Raw genomic sequence first — 20,806 nt, forward strand, 5'->3', positions numbered from 1 at the left:
CAAGCAAGCTTCTAGGAGGGTCAAATGGCTCAAAAAATGGATTTCGATGCAATTATTATTGGTGCAGGTTTTGGTGGCTTATATTCGTTAAAAAAATTAAGAGATGATTTTAATCTCAAAGTTCGTGCTTTTGATCGAGCAACTGAAGTTGGTGGTACATGGTTCTGGAATCAATATCCTGGAGCTTTATCTGACTCGGAAACACATTTATATTGTTATTCTTGGGATAAAGAATTACTACAGGAAATGGAGATAAAAAGAAAATATATAAGTCAACCTGATGTATTAGCATATTTAAAACGAGTAGCTGATAAGCATGATTTACGAAAGGATATTCAGTTTGAAACAGGAATTCGTTCTGCATATTTTGATGAAGAGAATTCTCTTTGGAATGTAACCACAGAAAATGATGAAAAGTTTACTTCTCGATTTCTAATTACAGCTTTAGGCTTACTGGCCGCACCAAATTTACCAAAAATCAAAGGTATTGAGAAATTTAAAGGTGAATTACATCATACGAGCCGTTGGCCAAAAGATGTTACATTCTCAGGTAAGCGGGTAGGTGTAATAGGAACGGGTTCTACAGGTGTTCAAGTCATCACAGCAATTGCATCTCAAGTTAAACATTTAACTGTTTTTCAACGTTCTGCTCAATACAGTGTGCCTATTGGTAATGTTGTGATGTCTGAAACTGATGTTACTAAAATTAAAGAAAACTATGATCAAATTTGGGAAAAAGTTTGGAATTCTGCTCTAGGTTTTGGATTGAATGAAAGTACCTTGCCAACAATGAGCGTTTCAGCAGAAGAAAGAGATAAGATTTTTGAAAAAGCATGGCAACAGGGAGGCGGGTTTCGATTTATGTTTGAAACCTTTGGAGATATTGCGGTAGATGAAACTGCAAATATCGAAGCTCAGAACTTTATTAAGAAAAAAATCTCTGAAATTGTTAAGGATCCTATTGTCGCAAAGAAACTCACTCCGACGGATTTATACGCAAAACGACCTTTATGTGATAGTGGCTACTACGAGATTTTTAATCGCGAAAATGTTTCGTTAGAAGATATTAAAGCCAATCCAATTGTAGAAATTAAAGAGGATTGTGTAGTAACTGCAGATGGAGTTGAGCATAAATTAGATATGCTAATTTGTGCCACTGGTTTTGATGCTGTTGATGGAAACTATATCCGTATGGATATTCGAGGAAAGGACGGTATTTCCATTAAGGATCATTGGAAGGAAGGCCCTAATAGTTATTTGGGTATGATGGTTTCAAATTTTCCTAATATGTTTATGGTACTGGGGCCAAATGGACCATTTACAAACTTGCCACCTTCAATTGAAACTCAGGTGCGTTGGATTGCTGATCTAATTGGTTATGCAGAAGACCATCAAATTAATCAAATTGAAGCTACTAAAGAGGCGGTTGATAATTGGACTAATACTTGTAGTGATATTGCTAATCAAACCCTTTTTGCAAAAGCGGAGTCTTGGATTTTTGGAGCAAATGTTCCTGGTAAGAAAAATACCGTATATTTTTATATGGGAGGCCTTAAGGAATATAGAAACCAAATTTCTGAAGTTTCTAATAATAATTACAAAGGCTGTTTACTTAAACAGTCAGTCAAAAAAAACAACCTTATAGAATCTTAATCTATTTTGGACACCTTGATTAGGTGTCCAAATAAATATCACTTTTATAGAAAGCTACAAGGAATTGTTCAATGTATCCAAATGCCTCACTATATATTAATGGCGAATTTATTAGTGCTAATGGTAGACAAGAAAAGAAAATTCTGAATCCTGCAACTCAAGAGATTTTGGGCACTTTTCCATGTGCGACTGCCGATGATTTAAATTTTGCCCTTGAAACCTCTAAAAGCGCTTTTCATTCTTGGAAAAATTCTTCTCCTTTAGTTCGGAGTGAAATTTTAAGAAAAGTTGGTAAGTTGGCTAGGGAAAGGGCTGAAATTATTGGTAAGAATATTACTCTGGATCAAGGTAAGCCTCTTCATGAAGCAATTGGGGAGGTTACAGTGTGTGCTGAGCATGCTGAATGGCATGCTGAGGAATGTAGAAGAATTTATGGAAGAATCATTCCCTCAAGAAACAATAATGTTCAACAATCTGTAGTTCGTGAACCAGTAGGCGTCTGTTTGGCATTTACGCCATGGAACTTTCCATTTAATCAAACTATCCGTAAAGTTTCTGCTGCTATTGGTGCCGGTTGCAGTATTATTGTGAAAGGTTCTAGTGATACTCCTAGTGCTGTGATGGCAATAGCACAACTTTTTCATGATGCCGGATTGCCAGCAGGAGTTCTAAATGTTGTTTGGGGAGATTCTGATTTTATTTCAAACTACTTAATTAGTTCACCTATTATAAGTAAAGTTTCTTTTACGGGTTCTACTCCAGTTGGAAAAAAACTAGCTGCTTTAGCTGCATCCTTTATGAAACCTACTACCATGGAATTGGGAGGACATGCTCCAGTAATTGTTTGTGAAGATGCTGATATTGATGCAGCCGTAATGCATTTAGCTGCTTATAAATTCCGAAATGCTGGACAAGCATGTATTTGTCCCACTAGATTTTATGTACATGAAAATGTCTATAAAAACTTTACAGAACAATTTGTTGAACGTACAAAGTTAATAAAAGTTGGAAATGGATTAGACAGTAATAATCAGATGGGACCTCTAGCTCAAACAAGGCGCGTAAATTCAATGCTAGATTTTGTAGAGGATGCTACTTCACATGGAGCCACTATTTTAGCTGGTGGCCATAGCTTAGATGGTAAAGGGAACTTTTTTGCACCAACAATCTTGGCAGACTTAAGCAATGATACTAAATTTATGAATGATGAGCCATTTGGCCCAATCGTAGGTATGATTCCTTTTAAATCAATAGATTCAGTATTGGAAGAAGCCAATCGGTTACCATTTGGTTTGGCATCATATGCATTTACAACAAGTACGAAAAATGCACATGCATTATCTAGAGGTTTAGAAGCCGGTATGGTATCTATTAACCATATAGGCTTGGCATTAGCAGAAACGCCATTTGGTGGAATTAAAGATAGTGGACATGGTAGTGAAGGGGGTGTGGAAAGCTTTGATGGTTATTTAAATACTAAGTTTATTAGTCAGTTAAATTAAGGGAATTTTTAACCTTATCTAAAGTTTTCTGCATTTCTTATTTGGCTTAAAGGATGAAAGTTAAATGAGTATACTAAAAGATGCTGAACACCTAATTACACCCGAGGAAGTAGTTTTGTGGGTACCAGGTGAAGTTACAGTTGATAGCTCTCAGACCGATTGGCAAGATATTGCTGTAAGAGGATATATTTATAATGACTTAAATGTTCTCATTCCGGCGATGAGAGATTATATGATTGTAAATTATCGTGAAAAAGCTACTACAATGAGAAGAAAAACAGCTGAAGGTTGGGAGTCTAAAGACATCCAGCCTGGCGATATCTCATTATTGACATGTGGAGAAGAGGCACGATGGGCTTGGAATACGGATATTGAAGTCCGCCATGTCTATATTTCCCATAGCTCTATTTCTCAGGTAGCGAATCAAGTATTTGACTATGATATCGATTCAATAAGAATTCGCGATCAAGTAGGTGTTAAAGATAACGTATTACCAAACTTAACATCGCTTCTTGAATCTGAATTACATTCAGGCGGTATAGGTGGAAACTTATATATTGAAGGTATTAAAAACCAGATATGCCTACATCTATTACGGCAATATGCGAAACTTGAATTTAAAGAAGGACGCTCTAGATCAGGTTTTACTTCTGCAGAAAGAAAAATTCTGCGTGAATATATTCACGAAAACCTAGGTCAGAAAATTACTTTAGAGGACTTAGCTCATTTAGTGCATTTGAGTGTGGCACATTTGATGCGGAAATTTAAAGTTGATTTTGGTCTATCCCCAGCTGCATACATTATGGAACTTCGAATTGAATATGCAAAAAGTTTGATCATTTCAAAACGGGATATTCCTTTAAAAGCTGTCGCTTTAGAGTCAGGATTTTGTGATCAAAGTCATCTTTCTAGGGTTTTCCAGAAATTTTTGAATATGACCCCAGCTGAATTTAAATGTAATCATTAATAAATGTAATTATCTGAAAGAGATTAAAAAATGGAAAATAAAACATATTTAGTCCATGGATATTTAGCATCTATAAATTCACATTGGTTTCCTTGGCTTAAACAAGAGCTAAGTAATAAAAATGAATTTTTAGAAATTATAAAACTTCCTGAACCTAGCCATCCTAAATTTGATCAATGGAATATAGCTGTTGCAGAAGGGTTAATTCATCTCCATAAAAATAATACTCTTATCGCTCATAGTTTAGGATGTATATCGCTACTTCACTATCTTTCAAATTATCATGGTCCTGCTTTTTCTAAGTTAATATTAATTGGCGGCTTTACTGAAAGTTTACCTTTATTTCCAGAACTAGATGATTTTATTGAAAAATGTAATCTTAATTTTGAACATATTAAGTCTAAAGCAAATGATATAGTAGTATTTTATTCTACTAATGATCCAATTGTTAATCCTGTTTTTACTAAGAAATTGGCTGAATTATTAAATGCTAATTTGGTGGCAGAAGAAAACGCAGGTCACTTTTTAGATTCAGATGGCTACATTGAATTTAAAAGAATAATAGATTTTTTATAAAAGAATCAGGGAATTAATTTATTAAAGATTCAATTGTAGCCTTTTTTTCTACAATATGTTGAAGCTGAGCCTGTTTATCAAAGATTCATAGTTAATTAAATTGGCTATGAATCTTTTTTATAGGTGAACAAATATGCCAGTTGTAAATATCCAATTATTTGAAGGTCGTGATGAAGCAAAGCCAGCTATTGCAAAAGAAGTTACGGAAGCAATATCTAAACATGCAAATATCGATCCGAAATATATCTATGTAATTTTCAATGATGTATCCGTTGAAAATTGGGCCATATCTGGTGAATTATTTTCAGAAACACTGAAAAAACAAGGGTAATTTTCCTATAAGTAGGTGTATGTGTACACCTACTTACCCTAACAGAAATGAAGGTATTAAGATGAATAATGAAATTATATCTGTATTTAAATTAAATATAGAACACGAAAATTTACCGGCTTTTAAGAAACTAGTTGAAAAGATTGTCAATAAAACTAAAGAAGAAGCTGGAACATTAACTTATGTGTACAGTATAGATGAGAAGCAAAATAGTGTTCATATTGTAGAACGCTATATGGAAAATTCTCTTTTATCGCATATAGATGTAACTTTTGCTCCTTTTGCGGAAGAATTTCTACAATTGGCGACAGTTACAGAACTGACTGTTTATGGAAATCCAAATGCGATTGAACAGGAAAGATTAAATAAGTTTGGTGCTATTTATCTTTCACCTTTTGATGGATTTTCAAAGTAAAGGTAATAGATAAAATGAACCTGTATATCTATGATCATTGTCCATTTTGTACAAGAGCACGAATGATCTTTGGTCTTAAAAAAATCGTGTACACAGAAGTCATTCTGAATAACGATGATGAAGAAACTCCTATTAACATGATAGGGAAAAAAAGTTTGCCTATTTTAGAAGTTGAAAAAGGTCAATATCTAGGTGAAAGTTTAGAAATTATAGAGCTGATAGATAAGAGATTTGGTAAACCCAATTTAGTTTTAGAACCAAATAATGATATAGAAAATTGGATCAATCAATCAACCTCTTTAATATACGAATTGGCAATTCCTCGTTGGGCTTTTTCGAATTTTAAAGAATTTTCTACACTTTCTTCTAAGATTTACTTTATCAATAAAAAACAATCGCTCTTAGGTGATTTCTCAATTTTATTGAAGCAAAGTAAAGAAAAAATTACAAAGATTAATGACCAACTAGAAGTATTAAATAGTCTGATTAATACTGAAAATGAGACTGTACTATCAGGTTGTTGGTCATATACCCATATAAAGCTTTTCCCCCTTTTACGTTCGTTATCAATTGTTAAAGATATTCAATGGCCAGATCAAGTCTCCTTATGGATGAATGAAATGTCAAAACAATCTGGAATATCTTTGCATAATGATATAGCCCTTTAGGTCAATTAATATAGGCAGAATTATGAATAAGTTACTGAGAGTTTCATTAGGTATTGTATTGACAAGTCTTAGCCCAATCATTTTTGCTGGTAACGCTGTTAATGAAATCGGGCAAGATTATGTGTTCCCGAATAAGATAAAAGGATTTCCTGAAAAACTATCTGATTTTAAAGAGTTAGAAATTAAGAAGTTTAAAACGAGCGATAATGTAAATATTGCTTATTGGGAGGCTGGTGAAGGTACTCCGATTGTTTTTGTACCGGGTTGGTCTGCTAATGGAGCTGAATTTATTAATGTCATATATCTATTAAGCAAACATTATCATGTATATGTTATAGATCCGAGAAATCAAGGTTTATCGGATAAAGTTAATTATGGTTCACGAATTTCTAGATTTAGTATGGATCTAAAAGAGTTTTTAGATCATGAAAAACTTGAAAAAGCTAATCTAGTGGGCTGGTCAATGGGGGCCTCTGTTATCTGGGGTTACATTGACCTCTTTGGTACAGATAAAATTAGTAAGTTAGCCTTTGTAGACGAACCTGTTTCTATCTATTCGCATGATGATTGGACAGAAGAAAAACGTTTAAATTTGGGAGCAATGACTACCTCTCCAGAACGTATGATAAGTGCTTTCACAAAAAATGAACCTACTAACCAATTGGTAGTAGATATGAATGTATTTTCTAGATATCAAGTTCAGGATTCAGCGTACTTCCAAAATTCTGAAAAATTCTCACAAAGTGTGATTAAAAACTCACCTGAAAAAATGGCTCAAGTATTATTTGATCATGCTACAAATAACTGGGAAGATGTTATTCAGTACAAGATAAATGTACCAACTGCAATCTTTACTGGTAAATATAGTAATAATGTTCCAAGTCAAAAATGGATGAATTCAAAAATTAAGAATTCTAAATTATTCATTTATAATGATAATGATGGAGATCATTTCTTGGCCTTCAAAAATCCTATTAGATTCTCTAAGGATATAAGTGAATTCGTTCAAGGAAAAAATTAATAGAGTTGAGACAAAAAGAGCTAACTGATCATAAAGGTAAGTACTTTGATGAGATCAGTTAGCTTTATATTGACTTGTTTTTCATAAGTTTTATTTAGGATTATATGAAATATGATTTCTAGCGCTCTTTCTTTAGATTCTTTAAAAAACTTAATTTATTTTATTACCGCTGCTGAATTAAAAAGTTTTACAAAAGCTGCTGATGAATTGGGAATATCGAGATCTGCTGTTGGAAAAAGTATAAGTCGATTGGAACAAAAACTAGGAGTCCAACTATTTCATAGAAGTACTAGAAAAATGTCATTAACGACCGAAGGTGAACAATATTTACAAAGTTGTTTAGAAGCATTGCAAACTCTAGAAACTGCCCAAAATACATTACGCTCCAATTTAAAAGTTCCCTCAGGGACCGTAAGAATTGATATGCCATCAGCTTTTGGAAGAAAGTTTATGGTGCCAATTTTAATGGAAATGTCGACAGTTTATCCTGAATTAAATTTTATTATAAATTTTAATGAAAAAGTAATTGACCCTCAGGACTTAGGATTTGATTTAGCAATTCGATTTGGTGAGGTAAAAGAAAGCTTAGACCTAGTAGCTAAAGATTTGAATGATCAACAACTAGTTTTATGTGCTTCACCTCAATATCTTTCAAAAAGGGGAACTCCTAAAAGTATAGTAGATTTGCACAATCATGATTGTATTGTGGCATGGAGGGGAGCAGTTCCATTAGGCTGGCTGTTAAAAAACGAAAAAAAGCAAGATTTTAGGTTTTATCCTAAACCACGCCATCAAATTAGTGATGGTGATGCGATGATTGAAACTTGTTTGCTCGGGGCAGGCATCATGCAATTTCAGCTATCATTAATAAGAGAATACATTGAAAATAAAGAGTTAAGTCTTATTTTGCCAGATTTAAACCCTTCACCTACAAAGCTTAGCCTTATTTGGCCACGTAATCCTAATTTATTACCAGGAATACGTTACGTTATTAATGAGTTAATAACATTGTCAAAACAGAATAAATTCTGTTAGAACTATTTAAGTAGTGCTTAAAATAGTTAATTTGATTTTTAGCTTTAGATTTTAAATGAGATGTATTAAAAATATATCTCACTTAAATTATTTATTTCTTAAAGATATGTTTATCAAAACCTATAAACATATCCTAAACTATAGATGGTCTGGGCTGACTTATCGACTAAAGGACTCTCTTTAATTGAGGAACCTAAAATTGTAGTACCAGCATCCATAAAGAATATATGGTGTTGAGATGGACGGTAATCTAATCGGACCCCAACATCTATATTAGTCGTGGCTTTTCCATCGTATAGATTTCTTCCAACTCTGACCTCCGATGCATCGACACCATAATAATAGTCTATAAATTTATCATCCAACCATTCTGCACCTATTCGAGGTGTAAAACCTAATGAGTTATACTGAAAACGCTTTTCAATTATTAATTTAGCACGAGAACCCTTACTATATTCAGAGACATCGGTCAAAGCTTCTACAGAAACTTGTGCAATATTTGAATTGTAAACCACTGCACCACCAGCCCAAATACTACTTTTTCTCTCAGCCATACCTTGCAGATAAGGTGAGTCATCCGAGTCATATCCATCACCAGCATAACGAGCTCGCAGTCTCATTGAGAATTTATCATTTGAATTAATTTTAAAATCAGCACGAGGTGGAGAAATATCAATCCATCTATTTTCATAAGATATAATAGGGATTGGTAATACTTCTGTATCTATATCTTGATAAGGCTTTTGAACCAGAGCTGCACCGAGTCCTAATCCAAATTTTGATTCTTTTTCAGTGATGGATGATGTTTCAGCAATAGCACTACTAGAAATTAATAAAATGGAAATACAATATAAAGAGGATCTTGTAATACGCATTTCTATTAAAGGGGAGATATCTATACTCATAATTATTTCCTAATAAAGAGTTTCATTTAAAATTTGGTGAGCGATATGCACGCATAAATGTTTCTACTGATCGATGGACCATCGATGTAATTTCTTTATCATTAAGATCTAAAGAGACGTTATAGAGACTTGCTTCATTAATTTCTGATCCTAAAAGACCAAAATAGTGGCAGGCTACAACATGTGGATTGGATTCATAAAAGTAACCGGTATTAATTAATGGTTTGAAAATATTTTCTAATTTTTCAATAACTTTAGCAGAACCTTGTAAATAAAACTGTTGACCAATTTCAGAATTAGTTGATGCAGTAATCATCATTCGTCTTACAGCCAATGCTTTGGGAGTGTAGAAATTAGTAATGATATATTGGCCAAACTTAATCAGCCCCTCTTGAATATCACCCTCCTGAGTTGAAAATTCTAAAGAATTGATAAAATCTTCAAAAGAAATATTACTTTGCGATGAATTTCCACTTTGATATAAAAAATTCATCATTTCATTGTCATTAAGACTAGATGCTTCGTTTATTAACGCTGAAAATAAAGCTTCTTTTGATTCAAAATATCTATATAGGGTTGATTTAGCACTACCTGATTTGGCAGCAATAGCATCCATTGTTGCTTGCTCAAGCCCCACTTCAAGAAAGATATCTTTAGCAGCAATTAGAAAAGCATTACGAACAGTTGAGGATTTACTTCTTGACATAATTTTGCTCTAAAACAATATAACGAAACGATACTGTATCGTTTCGTTATAGTCAATAAGCTAATTATTTTTATTTATTTAAATAGGGGATTGATCTATTAGCTAAATTTAGCCCAATATTTATTTTGGCATTTACTTGTGTGGTTATGCTTTTTAATTGAAGGATTCACCAAAAGTGTTGATCATATAATCTATAAAGACCTTTATCTTTGGTAGAGTTTGCTTACTAGAGGGCCACAAGATGTATACACTACGAATATCTTTAATATAATTTTCAAGTATTATTGTTAAGTTCCCATTTTCTATAGAATTTTTAATCATAAAATCAGGTAGTAATGCTATTCCCAATCCAGCTTCAGCCATTGTTTGTAAAGGCTCTATTGTGTCAGAAATTATTGAAATTGGTAGATTGTTTGCTACTCCATTAATATCAATTAATGGCCAATCAACAAGTTTTTTACTTGTGGGATACTGATAGTACAAACATTTATGATGAATTAAGTCTGCTGGCTGTGCGGGAAAACCATACTCAGTCAAATATAAAGGTGAGGCAACTAGTAAATGTTGATATGAAGTTAGGTGGCGCATTTTAAGCCTTGAATCTATGACTTCTCCAACTCGAACTACAATATCAAAGCCATCCTCAATAATATTAACAAGTTGATCACTAAAACTTAATTCCAATTCTATTTCTGGATATAGTTTTTGGAATTTAGTGAATTTGTGCATCAGATGTATGCCAAATTGAGGAAATCCAACTCTTAATTTTCCTTTGGGGGCTGATTTGGTTTGAGCTAATTCAATTTTTGCTACATCAAATTCAGATAAAATTCGCTGGGATCTTTCTAGGAATAGTTGGCCCTCCGCTGTAAGCGTAATGGCCCTTGTTGACCGATGAAATAAGCTTACACCTAATTCATTTTCTAATTTTGCTATTGATTTTCCTATTGCCGATGAGGTTGTTCCTAATTTTCTTCCAGCATCAGTAAAACTACGTAGTTCAGCTGAATATACAAACGCTCTTAATGCACCAAAATAATCTATTGACATAGCTTATTACATCTAAACTGTCCTATATGTTTGGAATATTAGCCTATTTTTCTCATTAAGAGAAAGCTTTACAGTTATGCCTTCTTTCCAAATTATTCAAGTTATTTGAATAATTACAATTTTTTTTGATGAGTTAGGAATGACAATATTAACTTCTGCTAGTTTTCCTGAAGAATTGAAGCATCACACTGGATATTCACAAGTTTTTCAGCCCAATCATTTAACTTTTGGTTTTATTGCTCCTTTAGAGAGTTATCCCTATACACCCGGACCGGCTCTAGTTGATCATATTGAAATGGCAAAAAAAGTTGATAGTGCCGGGTTTTCTGCAATTTGGTTAAGAGATGTTCCTTTTTATGATCCAAATTTTGGTGATGTAGGTCAGGGATTAGATCCACTAACTTATGCTGCTTTTTTAGCAGCAATCACTAGTCGGATTACAATAGGTACAGCTGGAATTGTATTACCTTTAAGAGACCCTTTAATTGTAGCTAAACAAGCAACAACTGTAGATCAATTATTAGGTGGACGTCTAATATTGGGATTAGCGACTGGGGATAGACCTATTGAGTATCCTGCATTTGGAGTAGATTTTGATAATCGTGCCGAACGCTTTAGAGATGCATTATCTATTATAAGAGCAGTAACAGAAGAAGATTGGCCTGTTCATGAATCTAAATTTTATGGGAAACTTAGTGGAAAAATAGATTTAATACCAAAACCTGTCAAATCTCGAATTCCAACTATTGTGATTGGACATGCTGGTCAAACAACTGAGTGGACAACACATAATACTGATGGAATTATGTCTTATATATCAAACCCTATACATATTCCAGATATCATTAAAAATTGGCGTGCAGCAAGCCCAGAGAATGTGTTTAAGCCCTATGCTTATGGGACATTATTTGATTTAGATCGTGATCCAAATGCTCCAATTCAATCAGGGAGAGTACTCCGAGGTGGACGGAATTCTTTACGTGAATTATGGTTGCGACAACAAGATCAAGGAGTGTCACATGTAGCTTTACACTTTAAACCACAACGTCGGCATGCTTCAGAAGTAATTGATGAATTAGGTGAGCATCTGCTACCAATTTTCCCTAGTTTATCTTCAAAGGACGTAAATTAATAATGCTTGATTTACGATTTTATTTTCCAGACTAAATTAGGAACATATTCTTTTGAAGCGTAATATGAAATGTTGGTAGAAACAGATTTTTAGGGATTAAACATCCGTACCGCTATATTTGGCGTGTCATTTATAAAAAAAGTTGTATTACTCATATCGTGTTCACAACAGAGGGCGATTACAGGTTTCCCAAACTCCGCCCGTTTTAAAATGGATATGATCTTGATATCAGTATTTTGATGTTGTCATCTAGAATCTCTTACTTCCATCTTAGCAAAAAAATTCTTCTTTTAGGACCTTTTTTAGGAGGAATTACTATCATCAGTGTCTCCTAATGTTCAGCGATTCAATGCAGCCGCATGATGGGCCATGTGTTCGCTCAAATAGGTCGAAATGAAGTAGTAGCTATGGTCATGACCAGGCCGAAAATTGAGCGTCAGCGGATGATTCATCTGTTCACACACCGTACGCAACAGTTGAGGTCGAAGCTGGTGCTCTAGAAATTCATCGCTAAGCCCTTGATCGATAAGCAGCGGTAAGCGTTCTTGCGCCATGCGGATCAGCTCGACCGTATCATATTGCTTCCAAGCATCCAGATTCTTGTCACCCAAGTAAACTGCCAGAGCTTTCTGCCCCCATGGAACTTGCGTAGGCGCCACGATCGGTGAAAACGCCGAGACACTAGCGTAGCGACCGGGGTTGCGAAGGGCAATAACCAGAGCGCCATGACCGCCCACTGATGCTGCGTCTTGAAGATGCAGGGAAATTCGCTTCTATCAGGGCTGGCAGTTCGTCGACTACATAGGAATACATCTGATAATGATCACTCCAGGTTAGCTCTGTGGCATCTACATAAAACCCCGCACCTTGACCAAGATCATACGCTGTATCGTCGGCAACCATCTCTCCACGCGGGCTAGTATCTGGGGCTACAACAATGGATTCCGTGTTGCGCGGCATACTGCTGTACCGCAGCCTTGGTGATGAAGTTCTGTTCGGTACAGGTCAGACCTGAGAGCCAGTATAGAACTGGGAGCTTTTCATGCTCAGCCTGAGGTGGAAGGTAGATTCCAAACTTCATCATGCAGTCAAGCACTTTTGACTCATGCTGAAAAACGTCCTGCCAACCCTAGAAGCTGGCATAATGTTCAATACGCTTCATAGATTTTCTCCTTATTTCAATGAGTTGGTGCTCAGGTGCAAATCAATAAGATCTGTCATCCTGTTTTGGATTAGTTAAAAATATTTCACCGCGGTTTAAATAAATGTATAGGCACAGACCTTGTGATCAGCTAGATCACGCAGGTAGGCCACGTGCGCCAGACTGACCTTCATCGGTGCCACCACAGCGAGGCCAGCTGCATGAAATGCATTCACCTCTGCAGAGGCAGCATCGTAGAATGCAACCAACTTATTAAGGTCGACTGCGCCGAGGAATACATGGGAGAAAATGTCATTACCAGAAATTACTGGAGTAGCTATTAAAGTGTTTCCTTGATGGTTGATTCTGAAAAATCAGGTAGCGATCCATGGATCAATAGTGAATGACAGTACGAATCGACTTACCTTCATGCATCAAATCGAACGCTTCGTTGATTTCATCGAGCCCCATGGTATGGGTGACGAATGGGGCGAGGTCGATCTCACCTTTCATTGCGTCTTCTACCATGCCTGGAAGTTGGGTACGTCCTTTGACGCCCCCGAAGGCAGAGCCCTTCCAACTTCGGCCAGTAACTAATTGGAACGGGCGGGTCGAAATTTCCTTACCAGCACCAGCAACACCAATGATGATTGATTGACCCCAGCCTCGGTGAGCTGCTTCTAGCGCAGAACGCATCACATTGACATTACCAATGCACTCGAAGGTATGGTCCACGCCCCAGCCAGTCATCTCGATAAGAACCTCGTGAATCGGCTTCTCGTAATCTTTGGGGTTTATGCATTCAGTGGCACCGAAACTACGGGCTAGTTCAAATTTGGTTGGGTTGGTATCTATGGCGATGATGCGACCTGCCTTAGCTTGACGTGCACCCTGAATGACCGCAAGACCGATTCCACCGAGGCCAAACACCGCCACTGAGTCACCAGGCTGCACCTTAGCCGTGTTGTGTACGGCACCGATACCAGTGGTCACGCCACAACCGAGTAGACATACATGTTCCGGATTGGCTTCTGGATTGATTTTGGCCAATGAAACCTCGGCGACAACGGTGTATTCGCTGAAGGTCGAGCAACCCATGTAATGGAATAGAGGCTGACCGTTGTATGAGAAACGTGTTGTGCCATCAGGCATCAAACCCTTGCCCTGAGTAGCACGAACTGCTACACATAGGTTGGTTTTTCCTGATTTGCAAAATAGACACTCGCCACATTCGGCGGTATATAGTGGAATGACATGATCGCCAGGTTTTACACTAGTTACACCTTCACCGACCTCGACGACAATACCTGCACCTTCATGGCCTAACACGACAGGGAAAAGGCCTTCAGGATCATCACCAGAGAGGGTGAATGCATCGGTATGGCAAACGCCAGTATGCGTGATTTTGATGAGCACCTCACCCTTACGTGGTGGCTCGACATCAATTTCAACTATTTCCAAGGGTTTTCCTGGCCCGAAAGCCACAGCTGCACGTGATTTCATGGAATTTCTCCTAACACAAATTTATTTCAAATATGACTTGAGAATCTTTGCTATTTCCGCAAGTTCTTCGCTTCGTTGTTGTTCTGTAGTTTCGCCAGATACTAGAGTGTCTTTTAAGTGAACCTCTAGCATCTCATTCATTAGGCCATTAATGGCACCACGTACAGAACATATTTGTTGCAGAATGGCATTACATTCCACGTTGCTTTCTAACGCTTTTTCAATCGCTTCAGTCTGACCTTTAATTCGTCTGACACGCGTAAGAATCTTTTTTTTATCTTCGACTTGATTTGGCATAAAGTTAATTCCTTAAATTTTATTATAGTATAGTGCCCTATAGTATATTGAGTAACAAGAAACTTTTATAAATGTAATAAATGATAAATGCTTATAATCTCAGCACCAAACTTGAAAAATATGTATAACCATATAATATTAAAGGGATATATCTTAAGTGAGGGGAGGTGTTGGATAGTAAAATAGAGTAATTCCGATGAACTATTTGGACCATCAGTCTATTGATCAAATGGACCACAAAATAGTTCGTTGGATCAGAACTGAGTCAAACCTACAAACAATAAAAAAACATAAATCAAATATTCATGAGATTTAATGATAGTGCTGATACATAGATTCGAACTGGGGTCCTATTGATTAACAGTCAAATATTCACTACTCGCAGGGAGTGCAATTTTTCCAATAGGTTGGAGAGGTGTGTCAAAAATGGAGCCACAAGATCGTGTTGAATTGGACTTATATTTAAAATAAGTACTGATGATGCTAATACCTCAACTTACAACAGTACTTATCTAGAACTAAGCAATATGTTTTATTATTGCCTAATGATTGTTCTAAACCCAACATGAGAGGTTGCTAAATTGAGCTCTTGAGGATGTCGAGAGGCTGCTCTGTAACGAGCACAGTAATTTGCTGAGCACAGAAATGATCCCCCTTTGATTGTCATATTTGGAGCATTCTGTTGCTTATGATTAACAGAACTAGGATCTCCCATGTGCAAATCTGAGTGGGGTCCTGTGTATGGAGTTTGAGTCCATTCCCAAACATTACCTATTATATCGTAAATATGAAATGGATTACTCTTAAAACACCCAACAGGTGCAACTCCTATATAGCCATCTTCTTTTGTGTTATCAGCAGGAAAATTTCCTTGCCAATAATTAGCATTAATTTCACCATGTGCGATAGGGCCAATATCTTCACTTTTACTGTATCCTTTAGCTAGATATTCATATTCAAGTTCTGTGGGAAGATCACGCCCTAACCAAGAAGCATATGCAATAGCATCATTGTAAGTTACATATCTTACAGGCTCATTTAAATTTGGGAATTTTCCGTCAATATTCTTCCAAGACACATCTTTTTTAAATTTCCACCAAGACATCATATTGAAATTATCATTATTAGGTTGAATAAAAACAGCACTTCCACCTTGCTTTTCTGCATCAGTAACATAACTTGTTGCATCAACAAAACTTTTAAATTGAGCCACGGTGACTTCAGTTTGATCAGCCCACATTTTTTTTACAGATAGCTTTTCTGTATAAAATGGTTTTTCCTCAATATAACCATTTTTATTACCTAAAATTATTTCACCTGCTGGAATAGGTACCATTCCAGCATAATTATCTTTCAACCAATTGTCTGGTAAACCAGAATAGGATTTACAACGAATGTCATTTCCTAAATTAAGCGTTGAGGGTAGGGATTGCGGCTGCTTAGAGCAGCCAACAATCATTGATATAATAATTACGCTAAAAAAATGATATATTTTCATAGCTTAGTCCGTCAAAAAATCCTGCACACCATATTTTTTCGTATACTCTATATACTTTTTCTCCAAATCTTTAGCGATATTTGGATAACGTTGAATCAAGTTTCGTGTTTCAGAGCGATCATAAGACATGTTATATAAGCGCCAGTCTGGCCCATCTAGATTCTTAGTAATAGTTCTAGTAAGTTTCCAGTCTTTATTTCTTATATAAGCATCTCCGTGCAATTCATCTGCATAATAGAAGTCATTGCCATATACAGAATTATTTTTACCGTTCAAGTATTTAAACCATGATTTGCCTGTTACTTGATTATACTTTTTGGAATCAGAAAAGGGCATTGAAATGCTTGTTTTAGTGATATCTAAGATAGTAGGTAATATATCTCGTACACTTACAAACTCTTTACTTATTCTGTTTTCATTTGAATTGGGAAGTTTAATGATAGCTGGAGCAGAAACACCACCTTCAGCAGCTGTTCCTTTCCATAAATATAATGGTGTTGAACTTACTTCTGCCCATCTCGGACCAATAGTTTCATAAGATGTGGGTTTGCCTAAATTAGCATATGAATTATCATAACCTGGTGCTGTTCTATAGAAACCTTCGGAACCATTATCTGAAACAAATACGAATAAAGTATTATCATACTCATTAGTTTCTTTTAAGTGCTTAATAATTTTACCAATATTATTATCCATATTATCAATCATAGCAGCATATAATTCCATTTTACGTGCTTCTATCATTTTTTCTTGAGCAGATAATTTTGTCCAATGATTTAGTTTATTTGGTGCTTGTTCAGTTGGAACTAGTCGAGCAGTGTTTTCATTTTGGATCAAATTTAAAGCCCGCATTTTCTTTAAACGATTCAAACGAATATAGTCATAACCCTTATCATACTTCCCTTTATATTTATTCAAATATTCTTCTGGTGCCTGAAGGGGCCAGTGAGGGGCTGTGTAAGCAACATATGCAAAAAATGGTTTATCCGTTTTTGCATTTTTTAAATATTCTATAAGTTTTTTTGTGTAGAAATCAGTTGAATAAAAATCATCTGGTATTTCTACTTTTTTCCCATTCTCAGTGTATATAGTCTTACGCTGCATTCCTGAAGGCAGTTGTTTGAAGTGTGAATCTACTCCATTTAATAAAACATATGACTGGGAAAATCCTTTGTTAATTGGATTAGTCTTATTCTCAAATCCTAAATGCCATTTACCAACCATAATAGTCTCATAACCATTATTTTTTAAAATTTGGGAAATAGTTAAAGATCTATCATTTAAATAACCTTCATAGCCGGGTTTACCTAAAAATTGTGGCTTTGGTATTAAATCAAATTTTGCTGCATCTGCTTGCATAGTTTCAACCATTGCACCGATACCAGCAATATGGTGATCCGTTCCTGAAAGTAATTCAGCACGCGTTGGGGAACAAGTTCCTGGTGTATGGTAATTAGTGAATTTGGTACCATTTTTTGCCAACATATCTAAGTTAGGTGTACTAATTTCACTTCCAAAAGCACCTATATCTGAATAACCTAAATCATCGGCTACTATTAATACAATATTTGGCTGTTTAGCATAGGTTGATAAAGTAAAAGCTAAAGAGGCTGAAAGTAGCATGATATTTTTTAGCATTATTAAATTCCTTTATATTTGATTTACTTTGAGATGAACATTTCCTTAATGTTCATCTCTCCTTGTTATCAAAAAGCTAATTATTAATAACTACTATTGGCTTGATTGTTATACCAGTTTTTGAATCCTCGAAAGCTTGATTAATATCTTTAAACTCATAGAATTTAACAAGTTTATCAAAAGGAAACTTGCCTTCTTTATAAAATTGAATGATTTTAGGTATATGAATTTGAGGAGTAGAATCACCTTGAATGGTTCCAACAATAGTTTTTCCTTCCATCAAAATATCGTTAGTGAAATTTAAAGTAACATCCCCCCCCATACCTACGATAGAAATTTTTCCTGCTACTCTTAAGGCATCAATTGCATTTTTAATAACAATAGGGACGCCAGTCGTTTCAATTGCATAATGAACACCACCATCTGTGATCTTTTTGATTTCTTCCACTACATTTGAATTTTTACTATTAATCGCATGAGTAGCACCAAGCTCTTTGGCTATCTCTAGACGATTTTCATGGATATCTACAACAATAATATGCTTAAGCCCCAAAATGTTTGCAGCCATTACAGCACTGAGTCCGACAGCACCAGAACCATAAATTGCTATAGATGTTCCTGGTTCAGGATGCAGACTATTCATCACTGTGCCACTGCCAGTTTGAATCCCACAACCTAAAGGTCCTAATAATTTTAAATCAACATCTTTATCAACTTTCACTACATTATGCTTATTCGCTACCGCATAGGTGGCAAAAGATGACTGACCAAAAAATGTCGAGTAATCTTGACCATCTTTATGTAATCGATAGGTGCGATCTTGCAACTTACCACCAAAATTAAGTTCGACAGTTCTTACACATAAATTGTGATGTCCAGTCAGACATTGAGAGCAAGAATTACAATATGAATAAGATAATACAACATGGTCTCCAACATTTACATTAGCGACACTAGAACCAATTTTTTCGACAATACCTGCACCCTCATGCCCTAAAACCGCTGGAAAGGGAGCTCCATTGCCTTTGATTGATTCTGCATCGGTATGACAAATGCCAGATGCAACTATTCTTATCAGAACTTCATCTTCTTTAGGTTCATCAATTTCAATTTCTTCAATAACTAATGGGTGATTTTTTTCTTTTGCTAGAGCTGCTTGAATTTTCATACATTTTTCCTTAAATGTAGCTGTTATCTAGCTGGAGGCTAGATAACATATGAGTTAAAAAATAAGTTTTTACTTAATGAGGCGAATTGAGTGTGGTTCTAGATAAGATTTTAATGTTTCATTAATATCTAGTTCACGCCCGATACCACTTTGTTTAATTCCACCGAATGGCATACCAAGTTGCAAAGAATCGAAACTATGACTATTAATAAATGTGCTGCCAGCCTCAATCTTCTGCGCAATTTCATAAGCACGTTCAATGTTCTCTGACCAAACCGACGAACATAAACCTTGCTCATTATCATTGGCATATGCAATCGCTTGTTCCACATTGTCATAACCAATCAATGGGATAATGGGTCCGAATTGCTCCTGTTGTACGATCTCTAAAGAGTTATCCAAAGTTTTCACAACATGCGGCAATACATAATATCCTTTATCCCATTGTTCTGGTTTGAGTTTTTGCCCTAACTGGCGTACTTCACATTGATCAGATGATTGTGCATTTTCAATAAATTTCTGCACGATTGACCACTGTTTTTTATTGTTGAGTGGGCCAAAATTTGCTTCGACATCTAAGCCATGCCCAACTTTGTATTTATCTACTTCTTCACATAAAAGATCGAAATAATGATCCAGCTTATCTTTCGGTACATATATACGTTTCACTGCAAAACAAATTTGACCGCTACGTGTAAATACACCTTTTAATAATTTAGGAAGAATCGCTTTAAAATTGGAATCATCTAAAATAATTGCTGCGTCATTTCCACCTAATTCAAGTGTGACATCTTTAATTGATTGTGCTGCGCTAGCCATTACGGCTGCACCTGTCGTAGTTCCCCCTGTAAAAGCAACTTTACGAACAAGTGGATGACTTGTCATAAGGTTTCCTACATCGGCATCACCATGTACAACATTAATAACACCTTTGGGAAAAATTCCAGCAATTTTTGCTAATAGCTGAGTCAATGCTAGTGCAGCAAAAGGAGAGGGTTTGAGCACTACTGTATTACCCGCCAACAATAGTGGGCCCAGTTTCATCATGGTTAATACAATTGGCATGTTCCAAGGAACAATTGCAGATATAACACCTTTAGGCCTTTTGTGAATACGGATCCAACCTGTTTCTTCTGCTATTTCCTTTGGAGCTAAAATATCATTTGGAGCTTGAGCGTACATACTCATCACACCAGAACCTAAGTAAAAATCAGTTTCTGCCTCCCAAAGCATTCCACCATGTTCAGCGACCAATAATTCTTTTAATAAATCTTTTTGTTGGAAAATGAGTTCAGCAGATTTTTTTAAAAGTTCTTGTCTCTCTTGAATCGAAGTTTCTTTCCATTTTTGGAATGCTTGATGTGCAACTTTAATAGCATTTTCTACGTCATTTAAGCTAGTATTGCTAATAGTACCGATCTGATTAGTGGTATTCCCTGGATCATATACAGGTTGAATCTGATCGGAAACGGGTAAAAACTCCCCATTTATAAAACCAGTAATTTGAACTTGTGACATATGTGTTTCTCCTTGAAAGCACTCAGATCCATTCTGTAGTGTATCGATAAACTAATAGCTAAAAATTCAAAATTAACTATCC

The 20,806-nt window shown here is 35.7% G+C and carries 19 protein-coding genes and 1 pseudogene; 10 read left to right on the forward strand and 10 right to left on the reverse strand.

All coding sequences use genetic code 11. The annotated features are described in order from the left end of the window. Positions 1-24 precede the first annotated feature (24 nt). The 9 genes from ACS604_RS01390 (at position 25) to ACS604_RS01430 (ending at position 8,168) form a co-directional block, all read left to right on the forward strand. Positions 25-1,653: a flavin-containing monooxygenase gene (locus ACS604_RS01390; protein WP_474769597.1), complete on the forward strand. Its 1,629-nt coding sequence runs from the start codon at positions 25-27 to the stop codon at positions 1,651-1,653. A gap of 71 nt (positions 1,654-1,724) precedes the next feature. Beyond that, a complete protein-coding gene (locus tag ACS604_RS01395) occupies positions 1,725-3,155 on the forward strand; it encodes an NAD-dependent succinate-semialdehyde dehydrogenase (protein ID WP_208753238.1) in 1,431 nt (476 codons plus the stop codon). Between the two features lie 64 nt (positions 3,156-3,219). Continuing rightward, complete coding sequence (locus tag ACS604_RS01400) at positions 3,220-4,122, forward strand: helix-turn-helix transcriptional regulator (protein ID WP_208753239.1); 903 nt, start codon at positions 3,220-3,222, stop codon at positions 4,120-4,122. A 30-nt stretch (positions 4,123-4,152) separates the two neighbouring features. Beyond that, complete coding sequence (locus ACS604_RS01405) at positions 4,153-4,698, forward strand: RBBP9/YdeN family alpha/beta hydrolase (protein ID WP_208753240.1); 546 nt, start codon at positions 4,153-4,155, stop codon at positions 4,696-4,698. A 133-nt stretch (positions 4,699-4,831) separates the two neighbouring features. After that, positions 4,832-5,029: a tautomerase family protein gene (locus ACS604_RS01410; protein ID WP_208753241.1), complete on the forward strand. Its 198-nt coding sequence runs from the start codon at positions 4,832-4,834 to the stop codon at positions 5,027-5,029. A 61-nt stretch (positions 5,030-5,090) separates the two neighbouring features. Next, a complete protein-coding gene (locus tag ACS604_RS01415; protein WP_474769600.1) occupies positions 5,091-5,444 on the forward strand; it encodes a hypothetical protein in 354 nt (117 codons plus the stop codon). 14 nt (positions 5,445-5,458) lie between these two features. Next, the gene (gene grxB, locus ACS604_RS01420) at positions 5,459-6,112 is read left to right on the forward strand and encodes a glutaredoxin 2 (RefSeq protein WP_474769602.1); all 654 of its coding nucleotides are present in this window, start codon (positions 5,459-5,461) and stop codon (positions 6,110-6,112) included. A gap of 22 nt (positions 6,113-6,134) precedes the next feature. Then, a complete protein-coding gene (locus ACS604_RS01425; protein ID WP_474769604.1) occupies positions 6,135-7,133 on the forward strand; it encodes an alpha/beta fold hydrolase in 999 nt (332 codons plus the stop codon). A 111-nt stretch (positions 7,134-7,244) separates the two neighbouring features. Then, positions 7,245-8,168 carry a LysR family transcriptional regulator gene (locus ACS604_RS01430; RefSeq protein WP_474769605.1) on the forward strand — a complete coding sequence of 308 codons (924 nt, stop codon included), beginning with the start codon at positions 7,245-7,247 and terminating at the stop codon, positions 8,166-8,168. A 113-nt stretch (positions 8,169-8,281) separates the two neighbouring features. Here the strand turns inward: ACS604_RS01430 and ACS604_RS01435 are convergent, their stop codons facing one another. The 3 genes from ACS604_RS01435 to ACS604_RS01445 all read right to left on the reverse strand — a co-directional run bounded on the left by ACS604_RS01435 (position 8,282) and on the right by ACS604_RS01445 (position 10,829). Beyond that, a complete protein-coding gene (locus ACS604_RS01435) occupies positions 8,282-9,073 on the reverse strand; it encodes a MipA/OmpV family protein (RefSeq protein WP_272329334.1) in 792 nt (263 codons plus the stop codon). 22 nt (positions 9,074-9,095) lie between these two features. Then, the gene (locus ACS604_RS01440; RefSeq protein WP_474769607.1) at positions 9,096-9,779 is read right to left on the reverse strand and encodes a TetR/AcrR family transcriptional regulator; all 684 of its coding nucleotides are present in this window, start codon (positions 9,777-9,779) and stop codon (positions 9,096-9,098) included. A gap of 153 nt (positions 9,780-9,932) precedes the next feature. Next, positions 9,933-10,829, reverse strand: a complete 897-nt coding sequence (locus ACS604_RS01445) for a LysR family transcriptional regulator (protein ID WP_474769609.1) — start codon at positions 10,827-10,829, stop codon at positions 9,933-9,935. A gap of 139 nt (positions 10,830-10,968) precedes the next feature. Here ACS604_RS01445 and ACS604_RS01450 point away from each other — a divergent pair, with 139 nt between their 5' ends. Beyond that, entirely contained in the window at positions 10,969-11,961 is a 993-nt protein-coding gene (locus tag ACS604_RS01450) for a TIGR03571 family LLM class oxidoreductase (protein WP_474769610.1), read from the forward strand. Between the two features lie 338 nt (positions 11,962-12,299). On the opposite strand, the pseudogene fghA reads toward ACS604_RS01450, so the two are convergent. From fghA to ACS604_RS01485, 7 genes and pseudogenes are all read right to left on the reverse strand, one after another. Then, positions 12,300-13,123: pseudogene (fghA, locus tag ACS604_RS01455) on the reverse strand (S-formylglutathione hydrolase). A 372-nt stretch (positions 13,124-13,495) separates the two neighbouring features. Continuing rightward, on the reverse strand, positions 13,496-14,605 hold the full coding sequence (locus ACS604_RS01460) for an S-(hydroxymethyl)glutathione dehydrogenase/class III alcohol dehydrogenase (RefSeq protein WP_208753249.1): 1,110 nt from the start codon (positions 14,603-14,605) through the stop codon (positions 13,496-13,498). A gap of 21 nt (positions 14,606-14,626) precedes the next feature. Beyond that, on the reverse strand, positions 14,627-14,902 hold the full coding sequence (locus ACS604_RS01465; protein ID WP_208753250.1) for a metal/formaldehyde-sensitive transcriptional repressor: 276 nt from the start codon (positions 14,900-14,902) through the stop codon (positions 14,627-14,629). Between the two features lie 535 nt (positions 14,903-15,437). Next, positions 15,438-16,400 (reverse strand): formylglycine-generating enzyme family protein, encoded by a 963-nt coding sequence (locus ACS604_RS01470; RefSeq protein WP_474769612.1) that lies wholly within the window; start codon positions 16,398-16,400, stop codon positions 15,438-15,440. Between the two features lie 3 nt (positions 16,401-16,403). Next, positions 16,404-18,038, reverse strand: a complete 1,635-nt coding sequence (locus tag ACS604_RS01475) for an arylsulfatase (RefSeq protein WP_208753252.1) — start codon at positions 18,036-18,038, stop codon at positions 16,404-16,406. Between the two features lie 76 nt (positions 18,039-18,114). Then, positions 18,115-19,206, reverse strand: coding sequence for an NAD(P)-dependent alcohol dehydrogenase (locus ACS604_RS01480; protein ID WP_474769614.1), 1,092 nt, complete (start codon positions 19,204-19,206; stop codon positions 18,115-18,117). A gap of 69 nt (positions 19,207-19,275) precedes the next feature. Then, positions 19,276-20,724, reverse strand: coding sequence for an aldehyde dehydrogenase family protein (locus tag ACS604_RS01485; RefSeq protein ID WP_474769615.1), 1,449 nt, complete (start codon positions 20,722-20,724; stop codon positions 19,276-19,278). Between the last annotated feature and the right edge of the window lie 82 nt (positions 20,725-20,806).

Source organism: Acinetobacter sp. Li1LvA2 (assembly GCF_056156705.1).

What these genes read in the sequence shown, in the direction of transcription:
- ACS604_RS01395 (WP_208753238.1), top strand. Translation starts at nt 1,725, where the DNA reads ATGTATCCAAATGCCTCACTATATATTAATGGCGAATTTATTAGTGCT.
- ACS604_RS01425 (WP_474769604.1), top strand. Translation starts at nt 6,135, where the DNA reads ATGAATAAGTTACTGAGAGTTTCATTAGGTATTGTATTGACAAGTCTT.
- ACS604_RS01465 (WP_208753250.1), bottom strand. Translation starts at nt 14,902, where the DNA reads ATGCCAAATCAAGTCGAAGATAAAAAAAAGATTCTTACGCGTGTCAGA.
- ACS604_RS01440 (WP_474769607.1), bottom strand. Translation starts at nt 9,779, where the DNA reads ATGTCAAGAAGTAAATCCTCAACTGTTCGTAATGCTTTTCTAATTGCT.
- ACS604_RS01475 (WP_208753252.1), bottom strand. Translation starts at nt 18,038, where the DNA reads ATGCTAAAAAATATCATGCTACTTTCAGCCTCTTTAGCTTTTACTTTA.
- ACS604_RS01435 (WP_272329334.1), bottom strand. Translation starts at nt 9,073, where the DNA reads ATGAGTATAGATATCTCCCCTTTAATAGAAATGCGTATTACAAGATCC.
- grxB (WP_474769602.1), top strand. Translation starts at nt 5,459, where the DNA reads ATGAACCTGTATATCTATGATCATTGTCCATTTTGTACAAGAGCACGA.
- ACS604_RS01485 (WP_474769615.1), bottom strand. Translation starts at nt 20,724, where the DNA reads ATGTCACAAGTTCAAATTACTGGTTTTATAAATGGGGAGTTTTTACCC.
- ACS604_RS01400 (WP_208753239.1), top strand. Translation starts at nt 3,220, where the DNA reads ATGAGTATACTAAAAGATGCTGAACACCTAATTACACCCGAGGAAGTA.
- ACS604_RS01430 (WP_474769605.1), top strand. Translation starts at nt 7,245, where the DNA reads ATGATTTCTAGCGCTCTTTCTTTAGATTCTTTAAAAAACTTAATTTAT.
- ACS604_RS01410 (WP_208753241.1), top strand. Translation starts at nt 4,832, where the DNA reads ATGCCAGTTGTAAATATCCAATTATTTGAAGGTCGTGATGAAGCAAAG.
- ACS604_RS01450 (WP_474769610.1), top strand. Translation starts at nt 10,969, where the DNA reads ATGACAATATTAACTTCTGCTAGTTTTCCTGAAGAATTGAAGCATCAC.
- ACS604_RS01470 (WP_474769612.1), bottom strand. Translation starts at nt 16,400, where the DNA reads ATGAAAATATATCATTTTTTTAGCGTAATTATTATATCAATGATTGTT.
- ACS604_RS01415 (WP_474769600.1), top strand. Translation starts at nt 5,091, where the DNA reads ATGAATAATGAAATTATATCTGTATTTAAATTAAATATAGAACACGAA.
- ACS604_RS01480 (WP_474769614.1), bottom strand. Translation starts at nt 19,206, where the DNA reads ATGAAAATTCAAGCAGCTCTAGCAAAAGAAAAAAATCACCCATTAGTT.
- ACS604_RS01390 (WP_474769597.1), top strand. Translation starts at nt 25, where the DNA reads ATGGCTCAAAAAATGGATTTCGATGCAATTATTATTGGTGCAGGTTTT.
- ACS604_RS01445 (WP_474769609.1), bottom strand. Translation starts at nt 10,829, where the DNA reads ATGTCAATAGATTATTTTGGTGCATTAAGAGCGTTTGTATATTCAGCT.
- ACS604_RS01405 (WP_208753240.1), top strand. Translation starts at nt 4,153, where the DNA reads ATGGAAAATAAAACATATTTAGTCCATGGATATTTAGCATCTATAAAT.
- ACS604_RS01460 (WP_208753249.1), bottom strand. Translation starts at nt 14,605, where the DNA reads ATGAAATCACGTGCAGCTGTGGCTTTCGGGCCAGGAAAACCCTTGGAA.